The organism is Streptomyces fractus, from assembly GCF_049844455.1.
Lineage (GTDB): Bacteria > Actinomycetota > Actinomycetes > Streptomycetales > Streptomycetaceae > Streptomyces > Streptomyces fractus.
Genome location: NZ_JBMYHI010000002.1, coordinates 7103188 through 7120621 on the forward strand (window position 1 = coordinate 7103188; position 17434 = coordinate 7120621).

14 protein-coding genes and 2 rRNA genes are annotated in these 17434 nt (G+C 69.7%); 14 read left to right on the plus strand and 2 right to left on the minus strand.

Annotated features, from left to right (window positions below):
• Positions 1-85 precede the first annotated feature (85 nt).
• From ACP4E5_RS34190 to ACP4E5_RS34205, 4 genes are all read left to right on the plus strand, one after another.
• A 23S ribosomal RNA gene (locus tag ACP4E5_RS34190) occupies positions 86-3208 on the plus strand.
• A gap of 134 nt (positions 3209-3342) precedes the next feature.
• Positions 3343-3459: ribosomal RNA gene (gene rrf / locus ACP4E5_RS34195) — 5S ribosomal RNA — on the plus strand.
• A 157-nt stretch (positions 3460-3616) separates the two neighbouring features.
• Positions 3617-4666 (plus strand): hypothetical protein, encoded by a 1050-nt coding sequence (locus ACP4E5_RS34200; RefSeq protein ID WP_425835543.1) that lies wholly within the window; start codon positions 3617-3619, stop codon positions 4664-4666.
• The gene (locus ACP4E5_RS34205) at positions 4618-5322 is read left to right on the plus strand and encodes a tetratricopeptide repeat protein (RefSeq protein ID WP_425835545.1); all 705 of its coding nucleotides are present in this window, start codon (positions 4618-4620) and stop codon (positions 5320-5322) included. Before ACP4E5_RS34200 ends, ACP4E5_RS34205 begins: the two co-directional genes overlap by 49 nt.
• A 56-nt stretch (positions 5323-5378) precedes the next feature.
• Here ACP4E5_RS34205 and ACP4E5_RS34210 read toward each other — a convergent pair whose 3' ends face one another.
• Positions 5379-6680 (minus strand): DUF1015 family protein, encoded by a 1302-nt coding sequence (locus ACP4E5_RS34210; RefSeq protein ID WP_425835547.1) that lies wholly within the window; start codon positions 6678-6680, stop codon positions 5379-5381.
• A gap of 72 nt (positions 6681-6752) precedes the next feature.
• Between ACP4E5_RS34210 and ACP4E5_RS34215 the strand changes: the two genes are divergently transcribed.
• The 4 genes from ACP4E5_RS34215 (at position 6753) to ACP4E5_RS34230 (ending at position 10987) form a co-directional block, all read left to right on the plus strand.
• Positions 6753-7820, plus strand: coding sequence for an HAD hydrolase-like protein (locus ACP4E5_RS34215; protein ID WP_425835549.1), 1068 nt, complete (start codon positions 6753-6755; stop codon positions 7818-7820).
• 193 nt (positions 7821-8013) lie between these two features.
• Positions 8014-9060 (plus strand): FecCD family ABC transporter permease, encoded by a 1047-nt coding sequence (locus ACP4E5_RS34220; RefSeq protein WP_425835551.1) that lies wholly within the window; start codon positions 8014-8016, stop codon positions 9058-9060.
• Positions 9057-10124, plus strand: coding sequence for a FecCD family ABC transporter permease (locus tag ACP4E5_RS34225; protein WP_425835553.1), 1068 nt, complete (start codon positions 9057-9059; stop codon positions 10122-10124). Before ACP4E5_RS34220 ends, ACP4E5_RS34225 begins: the two co-directional genes overlap by 4 nt.
• Positions 10121-10987, plus strand: coding sequence for an ABC transporter ATP-binding protein (locus tag ACP4E5_RS34230; protein ID WP_425835555.1), 867 nt, complete (start codon positions 10121-10123; stop codon positions 10985-10987). The genes ACP4E5_RS34225 and ACP4E5_RS34230 overlap by 4 nt, the downstream gene beginning before the upstream one ends.
• On the opposite strand, the gene ACP4E5_RS34235 is transcribed toward ACP4E5_RS34230, so the two are convergent.
• Positions 10971-11318 (minus strand): SCP2 sterol-binding domain-containing protein, encoded by a 348-nt coding sequence (locus ACP4E5_RS34235; protein ID WP_425835557.1) that lies wholly within the window; start codon positions 11316-11318, stop codon positions 10971-10973. The two genes, ACP4E5_RS34230 and ACP4E5_RS34235, sit on opposite strands and share 17 nt — an antisense overlap.
• A 42-nt stretch (positions 11319-11360) precedes the next feature.
• Here ACP4E5_RS34235 and ACP4E5_RS34240 point away from each other — a divergent pair, with 42 nt between their 5' ends.
• From ACP4E5_RS34240 to ACP4E5_RS34265, 6 genes are all read left to right on the plus strand, one after another.
• Complete coding sequence (locus ACP4E5_RS34240; protein ID WP_425835559.1) at positions 11361-11651, plus strand: hypothetical protein; 291 nt, start codon at positions 11361-11363, stop codon at positions 11649-11651.
• A gap of 6 nt (positions 11652-11657) precedes the next feature.
• Positions 11658-12473, plus strand: coding sequence for a TlyA family RNA methyltransferase (locus ACP4E5_RS34245; RefSeq protein WP_425835560.1), 816 nt, complete (start codon positions 11658-11660; stop codon positions 12471-12473).
• A complete protein-coding gene (locus tag ACP4E5_RS34250) occupies positions 12470-13381 on the plus strand; it encodes an NAD kinase (RefSeq protein WP_425835562.1) in 912 nt (303 codons plus the stop codon). Before ACP4E5_RS34245 ends, ACP4E5_RS34250 begins: the two co-directional genes overlap by 4 nt.
• A 136-nt stretch (positions 13382-13517) precedes the next feature.
• Positions 13518-15242 (plus strand): DNA repair protein RecN, encoded by a 1725-nt coding sequence (gene recN, locus ACP4E5_RS34255; RefSeq protein ID WP_425841864.1) that lies wholly within the window; start codon positions 13518-13520, stop codon positions 15240-15242.
• Positions 15243-15343: 101 nt separating this feature from the next.
• A complete protein-coding gene (locus tag ACP4E5_RS34260; protein ID WP_425835564.1) occupies positions 15344-16090 on the plus strand; it encodes a hypothetical protein in 747 nt (248 codons plus the stop codon).
• 213 nt (positions 16091-16303) lie between these two features.
• A complete protein-coding gene (locus tag ACP4E5_RS34265) occupies positions 16304-17434 on the plus strand; it encodes a glycosyltransferase family 4 protein (protein ID WP_425835566.1) in 1131 nt (376 codons plus the stop codon).

Genomic DNA, 17434 nt, shown 5'->3' on the forward strand with positions numbered 1-17434 from the left:
GGCCCCGGTGAAGCGCCAAGGTTCTTGGTGTGTGACGGGTGGTTGGTCGTTGTTTGAGAACTGCACAGTGGACGCGAGCATCTGTGGCCAAGTTTTTAAGGGCGCACGGTGGATGCCTTGGTACCAGGAACCGATGAAGGACGTGGGAGGCCACGATAGTCCCCGGGGAGTCGTCAACCAGGCTTTGATCCGGGGGTTTCCGAATGGGGAAACCCGGCAGTCGTCATGGGCTGTCACCCGCTGCTGAATATATAGGCAGTGTGGAGGGAACGCGGGGAAGTGAAACATCTCAGTACCCGCAGGAAGAGAAAACAACCGTGATTCCGGGAGTAGTGGCGAGCGAAACTGGATGAGGCCAAACCGTATACGTGTGAGACCCGGCAGGGGTTGCGTGTACGGGGTTGTGGGATCTCTCTTCTGTCGTCTGCCGGCGACAGGACGAGTAAGAAACCGTTGATGTAGGCGAAGGACATGCGAAAGGTCCGGCGTAGAGGGTAAGACCCCCGTAGTCGAAACATTAGCGGCTCGTTTGAGAGACACCCAAGTAGCACGGGGCCCGAGAAATCCTGTGTGAATCTGGCGGGACCACCCGTTAAGCCTAAATATTCCCTGGTGACCGATAGCGGATAGTACCGTGAGGGAATGGTGAAAAGTACCGCGGGAGCGGAGTGAAATAGTACCTGAAACCGTGTGCCTACAAGCCGTGGGAGCGTCGCTGTATGTGCTTGCACATACAGTCGTGACTGCGTGCCTTTTGAAGAATGAGCCTGCGAGTTTGCGGTGTGTTGCGAGGTTAACCCGTGTGGGGAAGCCGTAGCGAAAGCGAGTCCGAACAGGGCGATTCAGTAGCGCGCTCAAGACCCGAAGCGGAGTGATCTAGCCATGGGCAGGTTGAAGCGGAGGTAAGACTTCGTGGAGGACCGAACCCACCAGGGTTGAAAACCTGGGGGATGACCTGTGGTTAGGGGTGAAAGGCCAATCAAACTCCGTGATAGCTGGTTCTCCCCGAAATGCATTTAGGTGCAGCGTCGTGTGTTTCTTGCCGGAGGTAGAGCACTGGATAGGCGATGGGCCCTACCGGGTTACTGACCTTAGCCAAACTCCGAATGCCGGTAAGTGAGAGCACGGCAGTGAGACTGTGGGGGATAAGCTCCATGGTCGAGAGGGAAACAGCCCAGAGCATCGACTAAGGCCCCTAAGCGTACGCTAAGTGGGAAAGGATGTGGAGTCGCAGAGACAACCAGGAGGTTGGCTTAGAAGCAGCCACCCTTGAAAGAGTGCGTAATAGCTCACTGGTCAAGTGATTCCGCGCCGACAATGTAGCGGGGCTCAAGCGTACCGCCGAAGTCGTGTCATTCATACAACAGCCCCAACGGGTGTGTGGATGGGTAGGGGAGCGTCGTGTGCCGGGTGAAGCAGCACCGGAAGGTAGTTGTGGACGGTTCACGAGTGAGAATGCAGGCATGAGTAGCGATACACACGTGAGAAACGTGTGCGCCGATTGACTAAGGGTTCCTGGGTCAAGCTGATCTGCCCAGGGTAAGTCGGGACCTAAGGCGAGGCCGACAGGCGTAGTCGATGGATAACCGGTTGATATTCCGGTACCCGCTGTGACGCGAAAGACATCGAATCCAGTGATGCTAAGGCCGTGAAGCCGTTCCGGACCCTTCGGGGAATGGAAAGTGGTGGAGCCGCCGGTCCAAGCTGGTAGTAGGTGAGCGATGGGGTGACGCAGGAAGGTAGTCCAGCCCGGGCGATGGTAGTCCCGGGGTAAGGGTGTAGGCCGTGCGGTAGGTAAATCCGTCGCACACGAGGCTGAGACCTGATGCCGAGCCGATTGTGGTGAAGTGGATGATCCTATGCTGTCGAGAAAAGCCTCTAGCGAGTTTCATGGCGGCCCGTACCCTAAACCGACTCAGGTGGTCAGGTAGAGAATACCGAGGCGTTCGGGTGAACTATGGTTAAGGAACTCGGCAAAATGCCCCCGTAACTTCGGGAGAAGGGGGGCCATTCCTGGTGATGACATTTACTGTCTGAGCTGGGGGTGGCCGCAGAGACCAGCGAGAAGCGACTGTTTACTAAAAACACAGGTCCGTGCGAAGCCGTAAGGCGATGTATACGGACTGACGCCTGCCCGGTGCTGGAACGTTAAGGGGACCGGTTAGTCACATTTCGGTGTGGCGAAGCTGAGAACTTAAGCGCCAGTAAACGGCGGTGGTAACTATAACCATCCTAAGGTAGCGAAATTCCTTGTCGGGTAAGTTCCGACCTGCACGAATGGCGTAACGACTTCTCGACTGTCTCAACCATAGGCCCGGTGAAATTGCACTACGAGTAAAGATGCTCGTTTCGCGCAGAAGGACGGAAAGACCCCGGGACCTTTACTATAGTTTGATATTGGTGTTCGGTTCGGCTTGTGTAGGATAGGTGGGAGACTGTGAACCTTGGACGCCAGTTCAGGGGGAGTCGTCGTTGAAATACCACTCTGGTCGTGCTGGATGTCTAACCTGGGTCCGTGATCCGGATCAGGGACAGTGTCTGATGGGTAGTTTAACTGGGGCGGTTGCCTCCCAAAGAGTAACGGAGGCGCCCAAAGGTTCCCTCAGCCTGGTTGGTAATCAGGTGTTGAGTGTAAGTGCACAAGGGAGCTTGACTGTGAGACCGACGGGTCGAGCAGGGACGAAAGTCGGGACTAGTGATCCGGCGGTGGCTTGTGGAAGCGCCGTCGCTCAACGGATAAAAGGTACCCCGGGGATAACAGGCTGATCTTCCCCAAGAGTCCATATCGACGGGATGGTTTGGCACCTCGATGTCGGCTCGTCGCATCCTGGGGCTGGAGTCGGTCCCAAGGGTTGGGCTGTTCGCCCATTAAAGCGGTACGCGAGCTGGGTTTAGAACGTCGTGAGACAGTTCGGTCCCTATCCTCTGTGCGCGTAGGAATATTGAGAAGGGCTGTCCCTAGTACGAGAGGACCGGGACGGACGAACCTCTGGTGTGCCAGTTGTCCTGCCAAGGGCATGGCTGGTTGGCTACGTTCGGAAAGGATAACCGCTGAAAGCATCTAAGCGGGAAGCCTGCTTCGAGATGAGTATTCCCACCCCCTTTGAGGGGTTAAGGCTCCCAGTAGACGACTGGGTTGATAGGCCGGATCTGGAAGCACCGTAAGGTGTGGAGGTGACCGGTACTAATAGGCCGAGGGCTTGTCCTCAGTTGCTCGCGTCCACTGTGTTGTTCCCAGACAACGAACAGTTGTGCTGGCTGAACAGTTTCACTTATCAATTGAAGAGTGTGCTAGTTCGCCGCCCTGTTCACATGTCCCTCTCGAGGGACGTCTGAAAGGGTTTCGGTGGTCATAGCGTGAGGGAAACGCCCGGTTACATTCCGAACCCGGAAGCTAAGCCTCACAGCGCCGATGGTACTGCAGGGGGGACCCTGTGGGAGAGTAGGACGCCGCCGAACTATTTTTGAGAGGACCTTTGGTCCCGGCACACATGCTGGGACCAAGGGTCCTTTTTGTATTTCCAGAGCTTTTCTCGGAGCGCGCCGGCACCCCGGTTGCGCGAGAATGACTGCGGTACCGAAGACAGGAGTCAACCGATGGCCACCAACTCTCCCGATGAGCGTCCGGAGCGCGATCAGCGCCGACGGGACAGTGGTGACCGGGGGGATCGGGGCGGGTTCCGCGGCAACAGCGGCGCCCCGCGTCGGGACCGTCGGGATGGCGACCGGGAGCGTCCTCCCTTCCGCCGGGACGACCGCCGCGATGACCGGCGCGACGACCGCGACCGTGGGCCGCGTCGGGACGACCGCCGTGACGACAACCGCGGTGGTGGCTTCCGTCGCGACGATCGGCGTGATGACCGTGACCGTGGGCCGCGTCGTGATGACCGTCGTGACGACAACCGTGGTGGCGGTTTCCGTCGCGACGACCGGCGGGATGACCGTTCGTACGGTGACCGTGATCGTGGGCCGCGTCGTGATGACCGTCGTGACGACAACCGTGGCGGCGGTTTCCGGCGCGATGACAATCGTGGTGGTGGGTTCCGCCGCGATGACCGGCGTGACGATCGTGACCGTGGGCCGCGTCGTGATGACCGTCGTGACGACAACCGTGGTGGTGGGTTCCGGCGCGACGACCGCGACCGTGGGCCGCGTCGTGATGACCGCCGTGATGACAACCGTGGTGGCGGGTTCCGTCGTGACGACCGGCGTGATGACCGCTCGTACGGTGACCGCGACCGTGGCCCGCGTCGGGACGATCGGCGCGATGACAACCGTGGTGGTGGCTTCCGGCGGGACGACCGTCGTGACGACAACCGTGGTGGCGGGTTCCGCCGAGACGACCGGCGCGATGACCGCGACCGTGGGCCCCGTCGCGACGACAACCGCGGTGGTGGGTTCCGGCGGGACGATCGGGATCGTGGGCCGCGGCGTGATGACCGGGGTGGGCGTTCCGGTGGGTTCCGTGGGCGGGACGCCCGGCGGGATGACCGCCGTGACGACCGGCGGGACGATCGGCGTGGTGGGCCGCGTCGGGACGACCGGGAGCGGGATCGTGAGCCGATCAAGCGGCTGCCGATTCCGGAGGATGTCTCCGGTGCCGAGCTCGACAAGAGCGTGCAGCAGGAGCTTCAGTCCCTGCCGAGGGGGCTCGCCGAGGATGTAGCCATGAACCTGGTGATGGTGGCCCGGCTGATCGACGAGGACCCGGAGCGCGCGTACGCGTACTCCCGGATCGCGCTGCGTCTCGCGTCGCGGGTCGCCGCCGTGCGGGAGGCCGCCGGGTTCGCCGCGTACGCGAACCAGAAGTACAGCGAGGCGCTCGCCGAGTTCCGGGCCGCGCGTCGGATGACCGGCAGCGCGGAGCTGTGGCCGCTCATGGCCGACTGCGAGCGTGGGCTCGGGCGTCCCGAGAAGGCGCTCGACATGGCCGGCGCCCCCGAGGTGTCGAAGCTGGACAAGGCCGGGCAGGTCGAGATGCGGCTCGTGGCCGCCGGCGCGCGGCGCGACATGGGGCAGCTGGACGCCGCCATCGTGACGCTGCAGAGCCCCGAGTTGGCCTCGAACTCCACGCAGCCGTGGACCGCGCGTCTGCGCTACGCGTACGCCGACGCGCTGTTGGAGGCCGGGCGTGAGGACGACGCGCGGGAGTGGTTCGCCAAGGCCGTCGAGTCCGACAAGGACGGCAGCACGGACGCGTCCGACCGGCTCGCCGAGCTGGACGGCGTCGAGTTCGTGGACGCCTTCGACGAGAGTGACGACGACGGCGCTCCGGCGCCTGAGAGCGACGGCGCCGAGCGCGAAGGGCGCGACGAGCAGTAGGTCGTGAATTGACGAACGGGCGGGTTCCCTCTGGGAGCCCGCCCGTTCGTCACTTCTCAGTCGTCCGTCAGTGTGCGCAGGACCAGGCCCGTGGCCGGCTTCGGGCCGAACGATGTGGACTTGCGCGGCATCGTCACGCCCTGGCGGGCCAGCTCGCGGACGACTTCCTCGCGGACCGGGTGCATCAGGACCGCCGTGCCGCCGTCCCGGCGCGCCTTGTCGACCGTCGCCTGTGTGTCGTGGATGTACGCGACATCGGCGGGGGAGTCCTCAGGGATGCCCCAGATGTCACCGAGGAGCGTGGAGTGCAGCACCGTGGCGTCGAGGGTGCGCCAGGCCTCGGGGCGATCGGCCGGAATCGTGCGGTCCAGGATCGCCGGGTCGGGGCGGTCCACGAGGTGGTACGTGTCCTCGGTGCCGGTGAGGAGGAAGGCGTTGCCGTGGGACGCCGCCTGTGCCAGGGCCTCCATCGCCTGCGGGAGGGGCCCGGTGACCTCGCGTACGCGGAAGTGGGGGCGGGCAGCCGCCAGCGCCCGGTCGAGGGGGAGGCGGCCCAGCAGGCGGTGGATGGCGCGGACCTGGAGGGGGTAGCGGGCCGTGTCGACCAGGAGCACCAGGCCGTAGTCCCAGGGGGTGCGGCCCGGCGACGTGTGTTCGGTGCGCAGGCGCAGGTAGGTGGCCCAGCGGTGGTGGCCGTCCGCGATCAGTGCCTGGTGGGCGGCGAGACCGTCCTGGACCTGGCGCTGGTCGGCGGGGTCGGTGAGGGCCCAGAGGCGGTGGCTGTAGCCGTCCTCCGTGGTCGTGGCGAGGAGCGGGGCGCGCCGCACCGTGCGCTCGATGACGGCGGTGGCGCCGGTCGCGTTGCCGTTGCCCCGGTAGGTCAGCAGCAGCGGTTCGAGGTTCGCGGCCGTCGTGCGCATCAGCCCTGCCCGGTCCTCGACCACATGCGGCATGACGTCCTCATGGGGGAGGACCACACCTTCTGAGGCCTCGGAGAGGTGGAGGGCGCCGATGATGCCGCGCTGCAGCATGTCGCCTTTTCGCTGTTCGTATACGTAGAAGGCGGGTTCGAGGTCGGGGGCGAGGACGCCCTCGGCGAGCCAGCGGTGCAGGGTGGCGGCCGCCAGATCGTTGCGGGTCCGGGGCTCCACGGCCTGCGGCAGGATCAGGCGGACGATGTTGTGCGGGTCGGCGTTCTCCAGGTGGAGCAGTCCGTCCGGCCGTACGACCACGTCGTACGGGGGCGAGGTCACGGCGGCGAGGCTGCCGACCTGCTCGGGGACGTAGCGGATGCCCCTGAACGGGATGAGGTCCAGGCCGTTGTTGCCCGACTGTGCCGTGCGACCTGCAGTGTTCATCCCCGCATCGTACGAGTGTCAGTGCCGTGGGGGATGATCGGGGGAGTGGGATCGAGCGAGGAGAGATGCGGAATGAGCCAGGGCCACAGTGCGAGCGGGACGGCCGACGGTGGGGCCCGGGTGCGCCCCGGTGACAGTGCGCGGGCGTTGAGCGAGGCGTACGACACGGCGCTGCTTGATCTCGACGGGGTCGTGTACGCGGGCGGGCAGGCCATCGCGCATGCCGTCGAGTCGCTGGCCGTGGCGCGCGGTGGTGGCATGGGGCTCGCGTACGTGACGAACAACGCGCTGCGCACGCCGGACGCCGTGGCCGAGCATCTGACCGAGCTCGGGATCCCGACCGGGGCCGCCGATGTCATCACGTCGGCGCAGGCCGTCGCGCGGCTCATCAGTGAGCAAGTGCCGAGCGGGGCACGGGTGTTGGTGATCGGGGGCGAAGGGCTGCGGGTGGCGCTGCGGGAGCGCGGGCTCGTGCCGGTGGACTCGGCCGACGAGGACCCGGCCGCCGTGGCGCAGGGGTACGGCGGGCCCGACATGGCGTGGGGGCGGTTCGCCGAGGCTTGTTACGGGATCGCGCGCGGTGTGCCGTGGTTCGCCTCCAATACCGACCTGACGATCCCGAGCGCGCGCGGGATCGCGCCGGGGAACGGGGCGGCGGTGGAGGTCGTCCGGATCGCGACGGGTGCCGAGCCGCAGATCGCGGGCAAGCCGTTGCCCCCGATGCACCGCGAGACGATTCTGCGGACCGGCGCGAAGACCCCGCTGGTGGTGGGGGACCGGCTCGACACGGACATCGAGGGGGCGTTCAACGGGGGCGTGGATTCGCTGCTCGTCCTGACCGGTGTCACCGACGCCGCGCAGCTGCTCGCCGCGCCGCCGCAGCACCGGCCCACGTACGTGGATGTTGACCTGCGGGGGATGCTCACCGGGCAGCCGGAGGTCGAGGAACTCGGCGGTGAGGATGGCGGGTTCCGGTGCGGGGGCTGGACCGCGCGCGCCGGGGACGGGGAGTTGCGTCTTGAGGGGGACGGCGAGGCGATCGACGGGCTGCGGGCGCTGTGCGGGGCGGCGTGGAGTGCGGCCGGGGAAGGTGTGTGCGAGCTGGATACGGGGAAGGCCGTGGCACGGCTGGGGCTGTAGGACCTGTCTGCAAACTCCCGTCCGCGTCGCGCGCGGGGCGCGGCACCGGGGTCGGGTCCGGCAGGCAGTGTGCTGTTCCGCGCAGGGGGCTGCCCTGCCCATCCGTGCCCGCCTCTGCCGCCCCAGGCGGCAGATCGCCCGAGGTGGGTGGGGCCTGATGTGGCAAATCGGCAGGGTAGGCTAACCTAACCTCGTGTTGGTCGACAGTCCTCCCGAAGCCAGCGCGGTGACCGCTCCCGCGCCCCCCGACCGTCGTGCGGTGATACGCACGGTCGGGCTGCTCGCGTCTGTCCTGGTGCTGGTGGCCGTCCTTGTGGCGAGCATCGCCGTGGGCGCCAAACCGCTCTCCCTGGACCAGGTCTGGCACGGCCTCTTCCAGGACACCGGGAACTACGCGGACGTGGTCGTCGGTGAGCGTGTGTCGCGCACCCTGCTCGGGCTGCTGGCCGGAGTCGCGCTCGGGCTCGCCGGCGCGGTGCTCCAGGCCCTGACGCGCAACCCCCTCGCCGACCCCGGCATCCTCGGCATCAACATGGGGGCGTCGGCCGCCGTCGTCTCCGCCATCAGCTTCTTCGGGGTGACGTCGCTCACCGGCTACGTATGGTTCGCCTTCGCGGGCGCCGCCGCCGTGGGCGTCCTCGTCTACGCGCTCGGCGGCACGCGCAACGCGACGCCCGTGCGGCTCGCGCTCGCCGGCACCGCGATCAACGCGGCGCTCTCCGGCTATCTCTACGCGGTGATGATCACCGACGACATGGCGCTCAACCGGATGCGGTTCTGGCAGGTCGGCTCGCTGGCCACGTCCACGATGCACACCATCGAGCAGGTGTGGCCGTTCATCGCCGTCGGCGCCGTCCTCGCGCTGCTGCTCTCCCGCCCGCTCAACGCCATGGCCATGGGCGACGACACCGCCCGCGCGCTCGGCGCCCACCTCGGCCGCACCCGCGCCCTGAGCATGGTCGCCGCGACGCTGCTGTGCGGCGCGGCCACCGCGGCCTGCGGCCCGATCGCCTTCGTCGGCCTGATGGTGCCGCACATGGTGCGCTCGTTCACCGGCCCCGACATGCGCTGGATCATGCCGTACGCGGCGGTCCTCTCGCCCGTCCTGCTGCTCGGCGCCGACGTCATCGGCCGGATCGTGGCCCGCCCGTCCGAGCTCCAGGTCGGCATCGTCACGGCCGTCATCGGCGCGCCGGTCTTCATCGTGCTCGTACGTCGCCGAAGGATGGCCCAGCTGTGACCGCGACCGAGACCCGCAACCAGAAGAAGGCCAGGACCAAGGCGATACGCACGCCGGGCGGGCTGTCCGTCCGGCTCGACGTCCGCTCGCTCCTCGTCGTCGCCGTCCTCCTCGTGGCCGCGCTCGCCGCGAGCGTCTTCCTCATCGGCACCGGCGACTTCCCGATCCCGGTCCCCGACGTGCTGCGCACCCTCGTGGGCAACGGCAACGCGGGCCAGGAATTCATCATCAACGACCTGCGCCTGCCGCGGGTCCTCGTCGGCCTGCTGGTCGGCGCCTCGCTCGGCCTGTCCGGCGCGCTCTTCCAGTCCGTCTCCCGCAACCCGCTCGGCAGCCCCGACGTGCTCGGCCTCGGCCAGGGCTCGACCGCGGGCGCGCTCGTGATGATCGTGATCTTCGGGGGCAGCGCAGGTCAGGTCGCGATCGGCGCGCTCGTCGGCGGCCTCGTCACCGGGTTCGCGATCTACGTCCTCGCGTGGAAGCGGGGCGTGCACGGCTACCGGCTCGTCCTCGTCGGCATCGGCGTCTCCGCCTTCGTGACCGCGATCAACGGCTATCTGCTCACCAAGGCCGACTTCGTGGACGCCGCCCGCGCCACCGTGTGGATGACCGGCTCGCTCAACGGCCGCGACTGGACGCAGGTCTGGCCGCTGCTGATCATGTTCGTCGTGCTGATCCCGCTCGTCGCCGCGGCCGCGCGTCCGCTGCGGATGCTGGAGATGGGCGACGACGCGGCGGGCGGCCTCGGCGTGCGCGTCGAGCGGACCAGGCTGCTGCTGCTCACGGCCTCCGTCGTGCTGACGGCCGCCGCCACCGCGGCCGCGGGCCCGGTCACCTTCGTGGCGCTGACCGCGCCGCAGATCGCCCGGCGGCTCACCAAGTCACCGGGGCCGAACCTGGCGGCGTCGACGATCCTGGGCGCGGCCCTGCTGATCGTCGCCGACCTGGTCTCGCAGCGGGCGTTCGGCGCCGACCAGCTGCCGGTGGGCGTGGTCACCGGCGTCGTCGGCGGTGTCTATCTGCTCTGGCTGCTTGTCACCGAGCGCAAGGCAGGCCGGATATGAGCGAGCGCACGCCCCGCCCCTCCCGGACCAACCAAAGGAGCACCGCAGTGAACAGGCTGGCAGCCGATGACGTGACCCTCGGATACGACCAGCGCGTCATCGCCGAGAAGTTGTCGGTGGAGATACCCGACAACTCCTTCACGGTGATCGTCGGCCCGAACGCCTGCGGCAAGTCCACGCTGCTGCGCGCCCTGTCGCGGATGCTCAAGCCGAGCGCGGGCCGGGTGCTGCTCGACGGCAGCGTCATCCAGTCGATGCCCGCGAAGAAGGTCGCCAGGACGCTCGGCCTGCTGCCGCAGTCGTCCGTGGCGCCCGACGGCATCACCGTCGGCGACCTCGTCGCCCGCGGCCGCTACCCGCACCAGGGGCTGCTGCGCCAGTGGTCGCCCGACGACGAGCGGATCGTCCAGGAGTCGATGGCGTCGACCGGCGTCGCCGAACTCGCCGAGCGGTACGTGGACGAGCTCTCCGGCGGCCAGCGCCAGCGCGTGTGGATCGCGATGGCGCTCGCCCAGCAGACGCCGCTGCTGCTGCTCGACGAGCCGACGACGTACCTCGACATCCAGCACCAGATCGACGTCCTCGACCTCTGCGCCGAGCTGCACGAGGAGCAGGGGCGCACGCTCGTCGCCGTCCTGCACGACCTCAACCACGCGGCCCGCTACGCCACCCACCTCATCGCCCTGCGCGACGGCGCGGTGATCGCCGAGGGCGCGCCCAAGGACATCGTCACCGCCGAACTCGTCGAGCAGCTCTTCGGGATGAAGTGCCAGGTCATCGACGACCCGGAGACGGGGACCCCGCTGGTGGTGCCGGCCGCCCGCAAGGCGCGCCGCAAGGAGGTCGCTACAGCAGCGTCCTGAGCCGCAGCAGGTCGCGGAACGAGGCCTCAAGGCGGACCCGGCCGGCGGCCCACGCCTTCGCGAAGTTCAGCTCGCCGTCCACCATCGCCACCAGGTCGTCCCCGGCCATCGCGAGCCGGATCTGCGCCTTCTCGGCGGGCGGCCCCGGGCGGGTGTCGAGGACCTCGATCCGGCCGTCCTTGAGTCGGCCGGAAAACGTCACGTCGAGGTCGGTGATGCGGCAGCTCAGCGAGCGGTCCAGGGCCGCGGCCGTGCGCACGTCCCCGCCGGCGCCCGCCATGTTGTCCGAGAGTTTGTCGAGCGCCGCCCGGCACTCCTCCATCGTCGCCATCGTGATCGACGGTACACCGGCGCTTCGGGGTAGCGTCGGGGCATGAGCGAGACGCCCACCGAGGCCACCGACGTGCCGGAACCCGTCGAGGAACCCGCAGCGGAACCCTCGTACGACCCTGCGGCCCCCGCCCCGCTCGGCATCGAGCGCACCCCCACGGGCAACGCCGAGGTGGACGCGCAGCTGGAGCGGCTCGCCGATGTGGACCACCTCGCCGCGGACGGGCACGCCGAGGTGTACGAGGATGTACATCAGGGGCTGCGGAACGCGCTGACCGCGCTGGATGCCCAAACCCCGTCCCCGTCTCCGTCCCCGTACGACCACAGGAGCTGAACCACCGTGGCAGGTGTGGCACGTCGCCGCCTCGACGCCGAACTCGTCCGCCGTAAGCTGGCCCGCTCGCGCGAGCACGCGAGCCAGCTGATCGCCGCGGGCCGGGTCACCGTCGGCAAGACCGTCGCGACGAAAGCCGCGACGCAGGTGGAGACGGCCGCCGCGATCGTCGTCATCGAGGACGGCAGCGATCCCGACTACGTCTCGCGCGGCGGGCACAAGCTCGCGGGCGCGCTGGAGGCGTTCGGTCCGCAGGGGCTCGAGGTCAAGGGGCGCAGGGCGCTGGACGCGGGCGCGTCCACCGGCGGCTTCACCGATGTGCTGCTGCGGGCCGGCGTTGCGCACGTCGTCGCCGTCGACGTCGGCTACGGGCAACTCGCGTGGTCACTTCAGAGCGATGAACGCGTCACCGTCAAGGACCGTACGAACGTACGCGAATTGACGCTGGAGGCGATCGATGACGTACCCGTGGACATCGTGGTGGGGGACCTGTCCTTCATCCCGCTCGGCCTTGTGCTGCCCGCCCTCACGCGCTGCGCGGCGCCGGAGGCGGATCTCGTGCTGATGGTGAAGCCGCAGTTCGAGGTGGGCAAGGAGCGGCTCGGCAGCGGGGGCGTCGTACGCAGCCCCGAACTGCGTGCGGAGGCGGTGCGCGGGGTCGCCGCGCAGGCGTGGAAGCTCGGGTACGGCGTGCGCGGGGTAACCGCGAGCCCCCTGCCGGGACCGTCCGGGAACGTCGAGTACTTTCTGTGGCTGCGTGCCGGGGCGGATCAGCTCGACCCGGCCGACGTAGATCGCGCAGTGGCGGAGGGACCGCGTTGACACAGACCCGAGCTCGTACGGTTTTCCTGCTCGCCCACACGGGGCGGCCCGCCGCGATCCGCAGCGCCGAACTCGTCGTGCAGGGGCTCCTGCGCAGCGGCCTCGGCGTGCGGGTCCTGGAGACGGAGGCGCTGGACCTGCCGCTGCCCGACACCGTGGAGCTGGTGAAGGAGTCGGAGGCGACCCCGGCCTGTCTCGACGGCTGTGAGCTGCTCATCGTGCTCGGCGGGGACGGGACGCTGCTGCGCGGCGCCGAGTTCGCGCGGGCGTCGGGGGTGCCGATGCTCGGGGTGAACCTGGGCCGCGTCGGCTTCCTCGCGGAGGCGGAGCGCGACGACCTGGACAAGGTCGTCGACCGCGTCGTCACCAAGGAGTACGAGGTCGAGGAGCGCATGACGATCGACGTCGCCGTGCACCGCAACGGCGACGTCGTGCACCGGGACTGGGCGCTCAACGAGGCGGCCGTCCAGAAGATCGAGCCCGAGCGGATGCTCGAGGTCGTGCTGGAGATCGACGGGCGTCCGGTCACCGGCTTCGGCTGCGACGGGATCGTGTGCGCGACGCCCACCGGGTCCACCGCCTACGCGTTCTCCGCCGGTGGCCCGGTGGTGTGGCCCGAGGTCGAGGCGCTGCTCATGGTGCCGATCAGCGCGCACGCCCTGTTCGCCAAGCCGCTCATCACGTCGCCGGACTCGGTGCTCGCCGTCGAGGTGCAGCAGCACACGCCGCACGGCGTGCTGTGGTGCGACGGGCGGCGGACCGTGGAGCTGCCGCCGGGCGCGCGGATCGAGGTGCGCAGGGGCGGGGTGCCGGTCCGGCTGGCCCGGCTGCACCACGCGGTGTTCACCGACCGGCTCGTGGCGAAGTTTGCGCTCCCGGTCGCCGGGTGGCGCGGCGCCCCGCACTGAGCGGCACGTTCGAGTGACGGCGGCGTGAAGGTTTGTCGCCGTAACGGCTCTTCCACCTGCGGAATCGGGGGAGGGAGCCGGGGTCCGTCGCACGGACCGCCTTCGACCTCGTAAGGTCAGAGGCGTGTTGGAGGAGATGCGGATACGGTCGCTCGGAGTCATCGACGACGCCGTGGTCGAGCTTTCGCCCGGCTTCACGGCGGTCACCGGTGAGACGGGCGCGGGCAAGACCATGGTCGTCACCAGTCTCGGCTTGCTGCTCGGCGGGCGCGCCGACGCCGCGCTCGTACGGATCGGGGCGAAGAACGCCGTGGTCGAGGGGCGCATCGCCGTGCCCGCCGACTCCGGCGCGCGCGAACGGGCCGAGGAGGCCGGGGCCGAGCTCGAGGACGGGGTGCTGCTGCTCAGCCGCACCGTGTCCGCCGAGGGCCGCTCGCGGGCGCACCTGGGCGGGCGGTCCGTGCCGGTGGGCGTGCTGAGCGAGCTGGCCGACGAACTGGTCGCCGTGCACGGCCAGACCGACCAGCAGGGACTGCTGAAGCTCGGCCGGCAACGGCAGGCGCTCGACCGGTACGCGGGGGACGCCGTCGCGGCGCCGCTCGCCAAGTACGGGGCCGTGTACAAGCGGCTGAGGGCCGTCGGCACGGAACTCGACGAGATCACCACGCGCGCCCGTGAGCGGGCCCAGGAGGCGGATCTGCTGCGCTTCGGGCTCGACGAGATCGGCGCCGTGGAGCCCCGGGCGGGCGAGGACGTGGAGCTGGCCGAGGAGGCCTCCCGGCTGGGCCACGCGGAGGCGCTGGCCTCCGCGGCGGCCGCCGCGCATGCCGCGCTCGCCGGGAACCCCGAGGACCCGGAGGGCGTCGACGCGCAGACCCTGGTCGGCGGCGCGCACCGGGCCCTTGAGGCCGTGCGCTCCCACGACTCGGCGCTCGGCACGCTCGCGGAGCGGATCGGCGAGGTGCAGATCCTGCTCACCGATGTCGCCGCCGAACTCGCGGGCTACGCGGACGACTTGGACGCCGACCCGCTGCGGCTGTCCGCGGTGGAGGAGCGGCGGGCCGCGCTCACGGCGCTCACCCGCAAGTACGGCGAGGACGTGACGGCCGTGCTGGCCTGGGCCGAGACGAGCGCCGCGCGCCTCCTCGAACTCGACGGCGACGACGAGCGGATCGGCGAGCTGACCGCGGAGCGCGAGTCGCTCCGCGGCGAACTGGGCGTACTGGCACAGGAACTCACGCACGCGCGCGTGGAGGCGGCCGACCGCTTCGCGGCCGCCGTGACCGAGGAACTCTCCTCGCTCGCGATGCCGCACGCGCGGGTCTCCTTCGACATCCGCCAGACCGAGACCGACGCGCCCGACGGCGTCGAGGTCGACGGCAGGAACGTGACCTGTGGCCCCTCCGGCGTCGACGAGGTCGAGCTGCTGCTCGCCCCGCACCCCGGCGCGCCGCCCCGGCCCATCGCGAAGGGCGCGTCCGGCGGTGAGCTGTCGCGCGTGATGCTCGCCGTGGAGGTCGTCTTCGCGGGCAACGACCCGGTACCTACGTATCTCTTCGACGAGGTCGACGCGGGCGTGGGCGGCAAGGCCGCAGTCGAGATCGGCCGGCGCCTCGCCAAGCTCGCCAGGTCGGCGCAGGTCGTGGTCGTCACGCACCTGCCGCAGGTCGCGGCGTTCGCCGACCGGCAGCTTCTGGTCGAGAAGACGCATGACGGGTCCGTGACGAGTTCCGGTGTGACGGTGCTCGAAGGGGAGGAGCGGGTGCGGGAGTTGTCGCGGATGTTGGCCGGGCAGGAGGATTCGGAGACGGCGCGGGCGCATGCGGAGGAGTTGTTGGCGACCGCGAGGGCGGACGCGTGATGTTTCCGTTGCGGTCGGGCGTCCGCCGGTCGCGGGGCTCTGCCCCGGACCCCGCTCCTCAATCGCCGGAGGGGCTGAATATGGCGGCCGGGCTGAATGATATGGCGGCCGGGCTGATCGTGGCCGCCGGTGTCACCCGTGGCGCGCTCGCGCTGCTGCGGCGTGTGAAGCCGGAAGGTGTCGGGGAGCGCAAGAACTACGCGGGCCGCACCGTCGACCTGTGCCCGGGGCCTGCCGTCACGGTCGGCGTCGCGGCGGGCGCCCTCCTCGCCGAGCCCGAGGTGCTCGAGGTGAGAGGCGCCGCGCTGCTCGCCACGCTCGCGGCCGGGGCCTGCGGCGCGTACGACGACGTGGCGGGGGCCGGCGATCCGCGCCGCGGGTTCCGGGCGCATCTGGGCGCGCTGCGAGGCGGCGAACTCACCAGCGGCGCCGTGAAGTTGTTCGGCATCTCGGCGGCGGGGCTCGCCGCGGGCGCCCTGCTCAAGCGGCGGCCGCTCGACAAGGCGCTCGCCGGTGTCGTCATCGCGGGCACCGCGCACTTCGTCAACCTCGTCGACGTGCGGCCGGGGCGCGCGGCCCAAGTCGCCCTGGCGCTCGGCGTTCCGGGCCTGTTGCGCGGCTCGCTCGCCGCCGCTTCGATGGGCGCCGCCGCTGCCGTGCTGCCCGACGACCTCGCCGAGCGCGGGATGCTCGGCGACGCGGGCGCGCACGCGCTCGGTGCCGCCGTCGGTGTCGCCATCGTCGCGGGGAACGGGCGGCCCGGCCTGGTGGCGCACGCCGCCGGGCTCGTCGCGGCGGCCGCGTACGGGGACCGGGTGAGCGCGCTGGCCCAGAACCCGCTTGCGTAAGTCTCGGTCCCCTCAACTCACCCATGCGGGTGGTCCGCTGTGCCGTGTTGCCCAGGCCCGGGCGGTGGGGGACGGCGGCCGGTGCCGGAACGTCGGTACGGGCTGGCATCCTGGGAGACCGACGGTATACGTATCCCTGAGCCCGTACTCTCCGTATACCTAACCCCTTCCGTACCTACCGAGTTCGCCGACACCCTTCAGGAGCCCGGCCGCGTGAGCCACCCCAGCCGCCCGTCAGCGCACGGACAGCCGACGCTGCGCACCGTGCAGGTGCTGGGCGGCGGCAGTGCGGGCAGCAGCGCCCATGTCCGGTCCCTGACCGCGGGGTTGGTGGCCCGCGGGGTGCGCGTCACGGTGTGCGCGCCGATGCAGGCCGAGCGGGCGTACGGGTTCGCGGACGCGGGCGCCCACCACCTTCCGGTGCCCCGCCGCGGCGACCCGGCGTCCGTCGCCGCGCTCCGCGTCGCCTGCATCGACGCCGACCTCGTGCACGCGCACGGACTGCACGCCGCGCTGCGCGCCTCCCTCGCGCTCAGCGGCCGCCGCGTCCCGCTCGTCGTCACCTGGCACACCCGCTCGTACGCCGAGGGGGCCCGCGCCCGCCTGCTGCGCCTCCTTGAGCGGCGCGTGGCCAGGGCGGCGGCCGTCGTCCTCGGCACCTCCTCCGACCTGGTCGACCGGGCGCGGGCGCGCGGCGCGCGGGACGCCCGGCTCGCCGCGGTGTCCTTCCCCGCGCCGCGCGGGCCGCTCCCGGAGGGCGAGGAGGCCGAGCGCACCCGCAACAAGACGCGGGCCGAACTCGGCTGCGTGGACCGGCCGTTACTGATGGCCGTCGGCAGCCTGGAGCGGCACCGCGGCTACGACGTGCTGCTCGACGCCGCGCACGCGCTGCTCGGGCTCGACCCCGTGCCACTGCTGGTGATCGCGGGGGAGGGGCCCGAGCGGCCCGCGCTCCAGCGGCGCATCGAGACCGAGGGCCTGCCGGTGCGGCTCGCGGGGCGCCGCGACGACGTCGCCGAACTGCTGCACGCCGCCGATGTCGCGGTGCTGCCCAGCAGCTGGGAGTCCCGCTCGCTGCTCGCGCAGGAGGCGCTGCACGCGCGCGTACCCCTCGTGGCGACGGACGTCGGCGGCATCCCCGAACTGGTCGGAGACGGCGCCGAGTTGGTCCCCTACGGAGACGCCCCCGCGCTCGCCCGCGCCGTGGAGGCGCTGCTCGCCGACCCCCTGCGGCGCGAGCAGCTCAAGGAGCGGGGCGCCGCGCAGGCGGCGAGCTGGCCGACGGAGGACGCCACCGTCGCCCAAGTCCTGAGCGTCTACGACGAGTTGACCGGCTTTCACTGA

Bases quoted from the DNA above. Each gene is read 5' to 3' on its own strand.
- ACP4E5_RS34260 (WP_425835564.1), top strand. From the start codon at position 15,344: ATGGCGGCCGGGCTGATCGTGGCCGCCGGTGTCACCCGTGGCGCGCTC.
- ACP4E5_RS34200 (WP_425835543.1), top strand. From the start codon at position 3,617: ATGAGCGTCCGGAGCGCGATCAGCGCCGACGGGACAGTGGTGACCGGG.
- ACP4E5_RS34215 (WP_425835549.1), top strand. From the start codon at position 6,753: ATGAGCCAGGGCCACAGTGCGAGCGGGACGGCCGACGGTGGGGCCCGG.
- ACP4E5_RS34230 (WP_425835555.1), top strand. From the start codon at position 10,121: ATGAGCGAGCGCACGCCCCGCCCCTCCCGGACCAACCAAAGGAGCACC.
- recN (WP_425841864.1), top strand. From the start codon at position 13,518: ATGCGGATACGGTCGCTCGGAGTCATCGACGACGCCGTGGTCGAGCTT.
- ACP4E5_RS34235 (WP_425835557.1), bottom strand. From the start codon at position 11,318: ATGGCGACGATGGAGGAGTGCCGGGCGGCGCTCGACAAACTCTCGGAC.
- ACP4E5_RS34210 (WP_425835547.1), bottom strand. From the start codon at position 6,680: ATGAACACTGCAGGTCGCACGGCACAGTCGGGCAACAACGGCCTGGAC.
- ACP4E5_RS34240 (WP_425835559.1), top strand. From the start codon at position 11,361: ATGAGCGAGACGCCCACCGAGGCCACCGACGTGCCGGAACCCGTCGAG.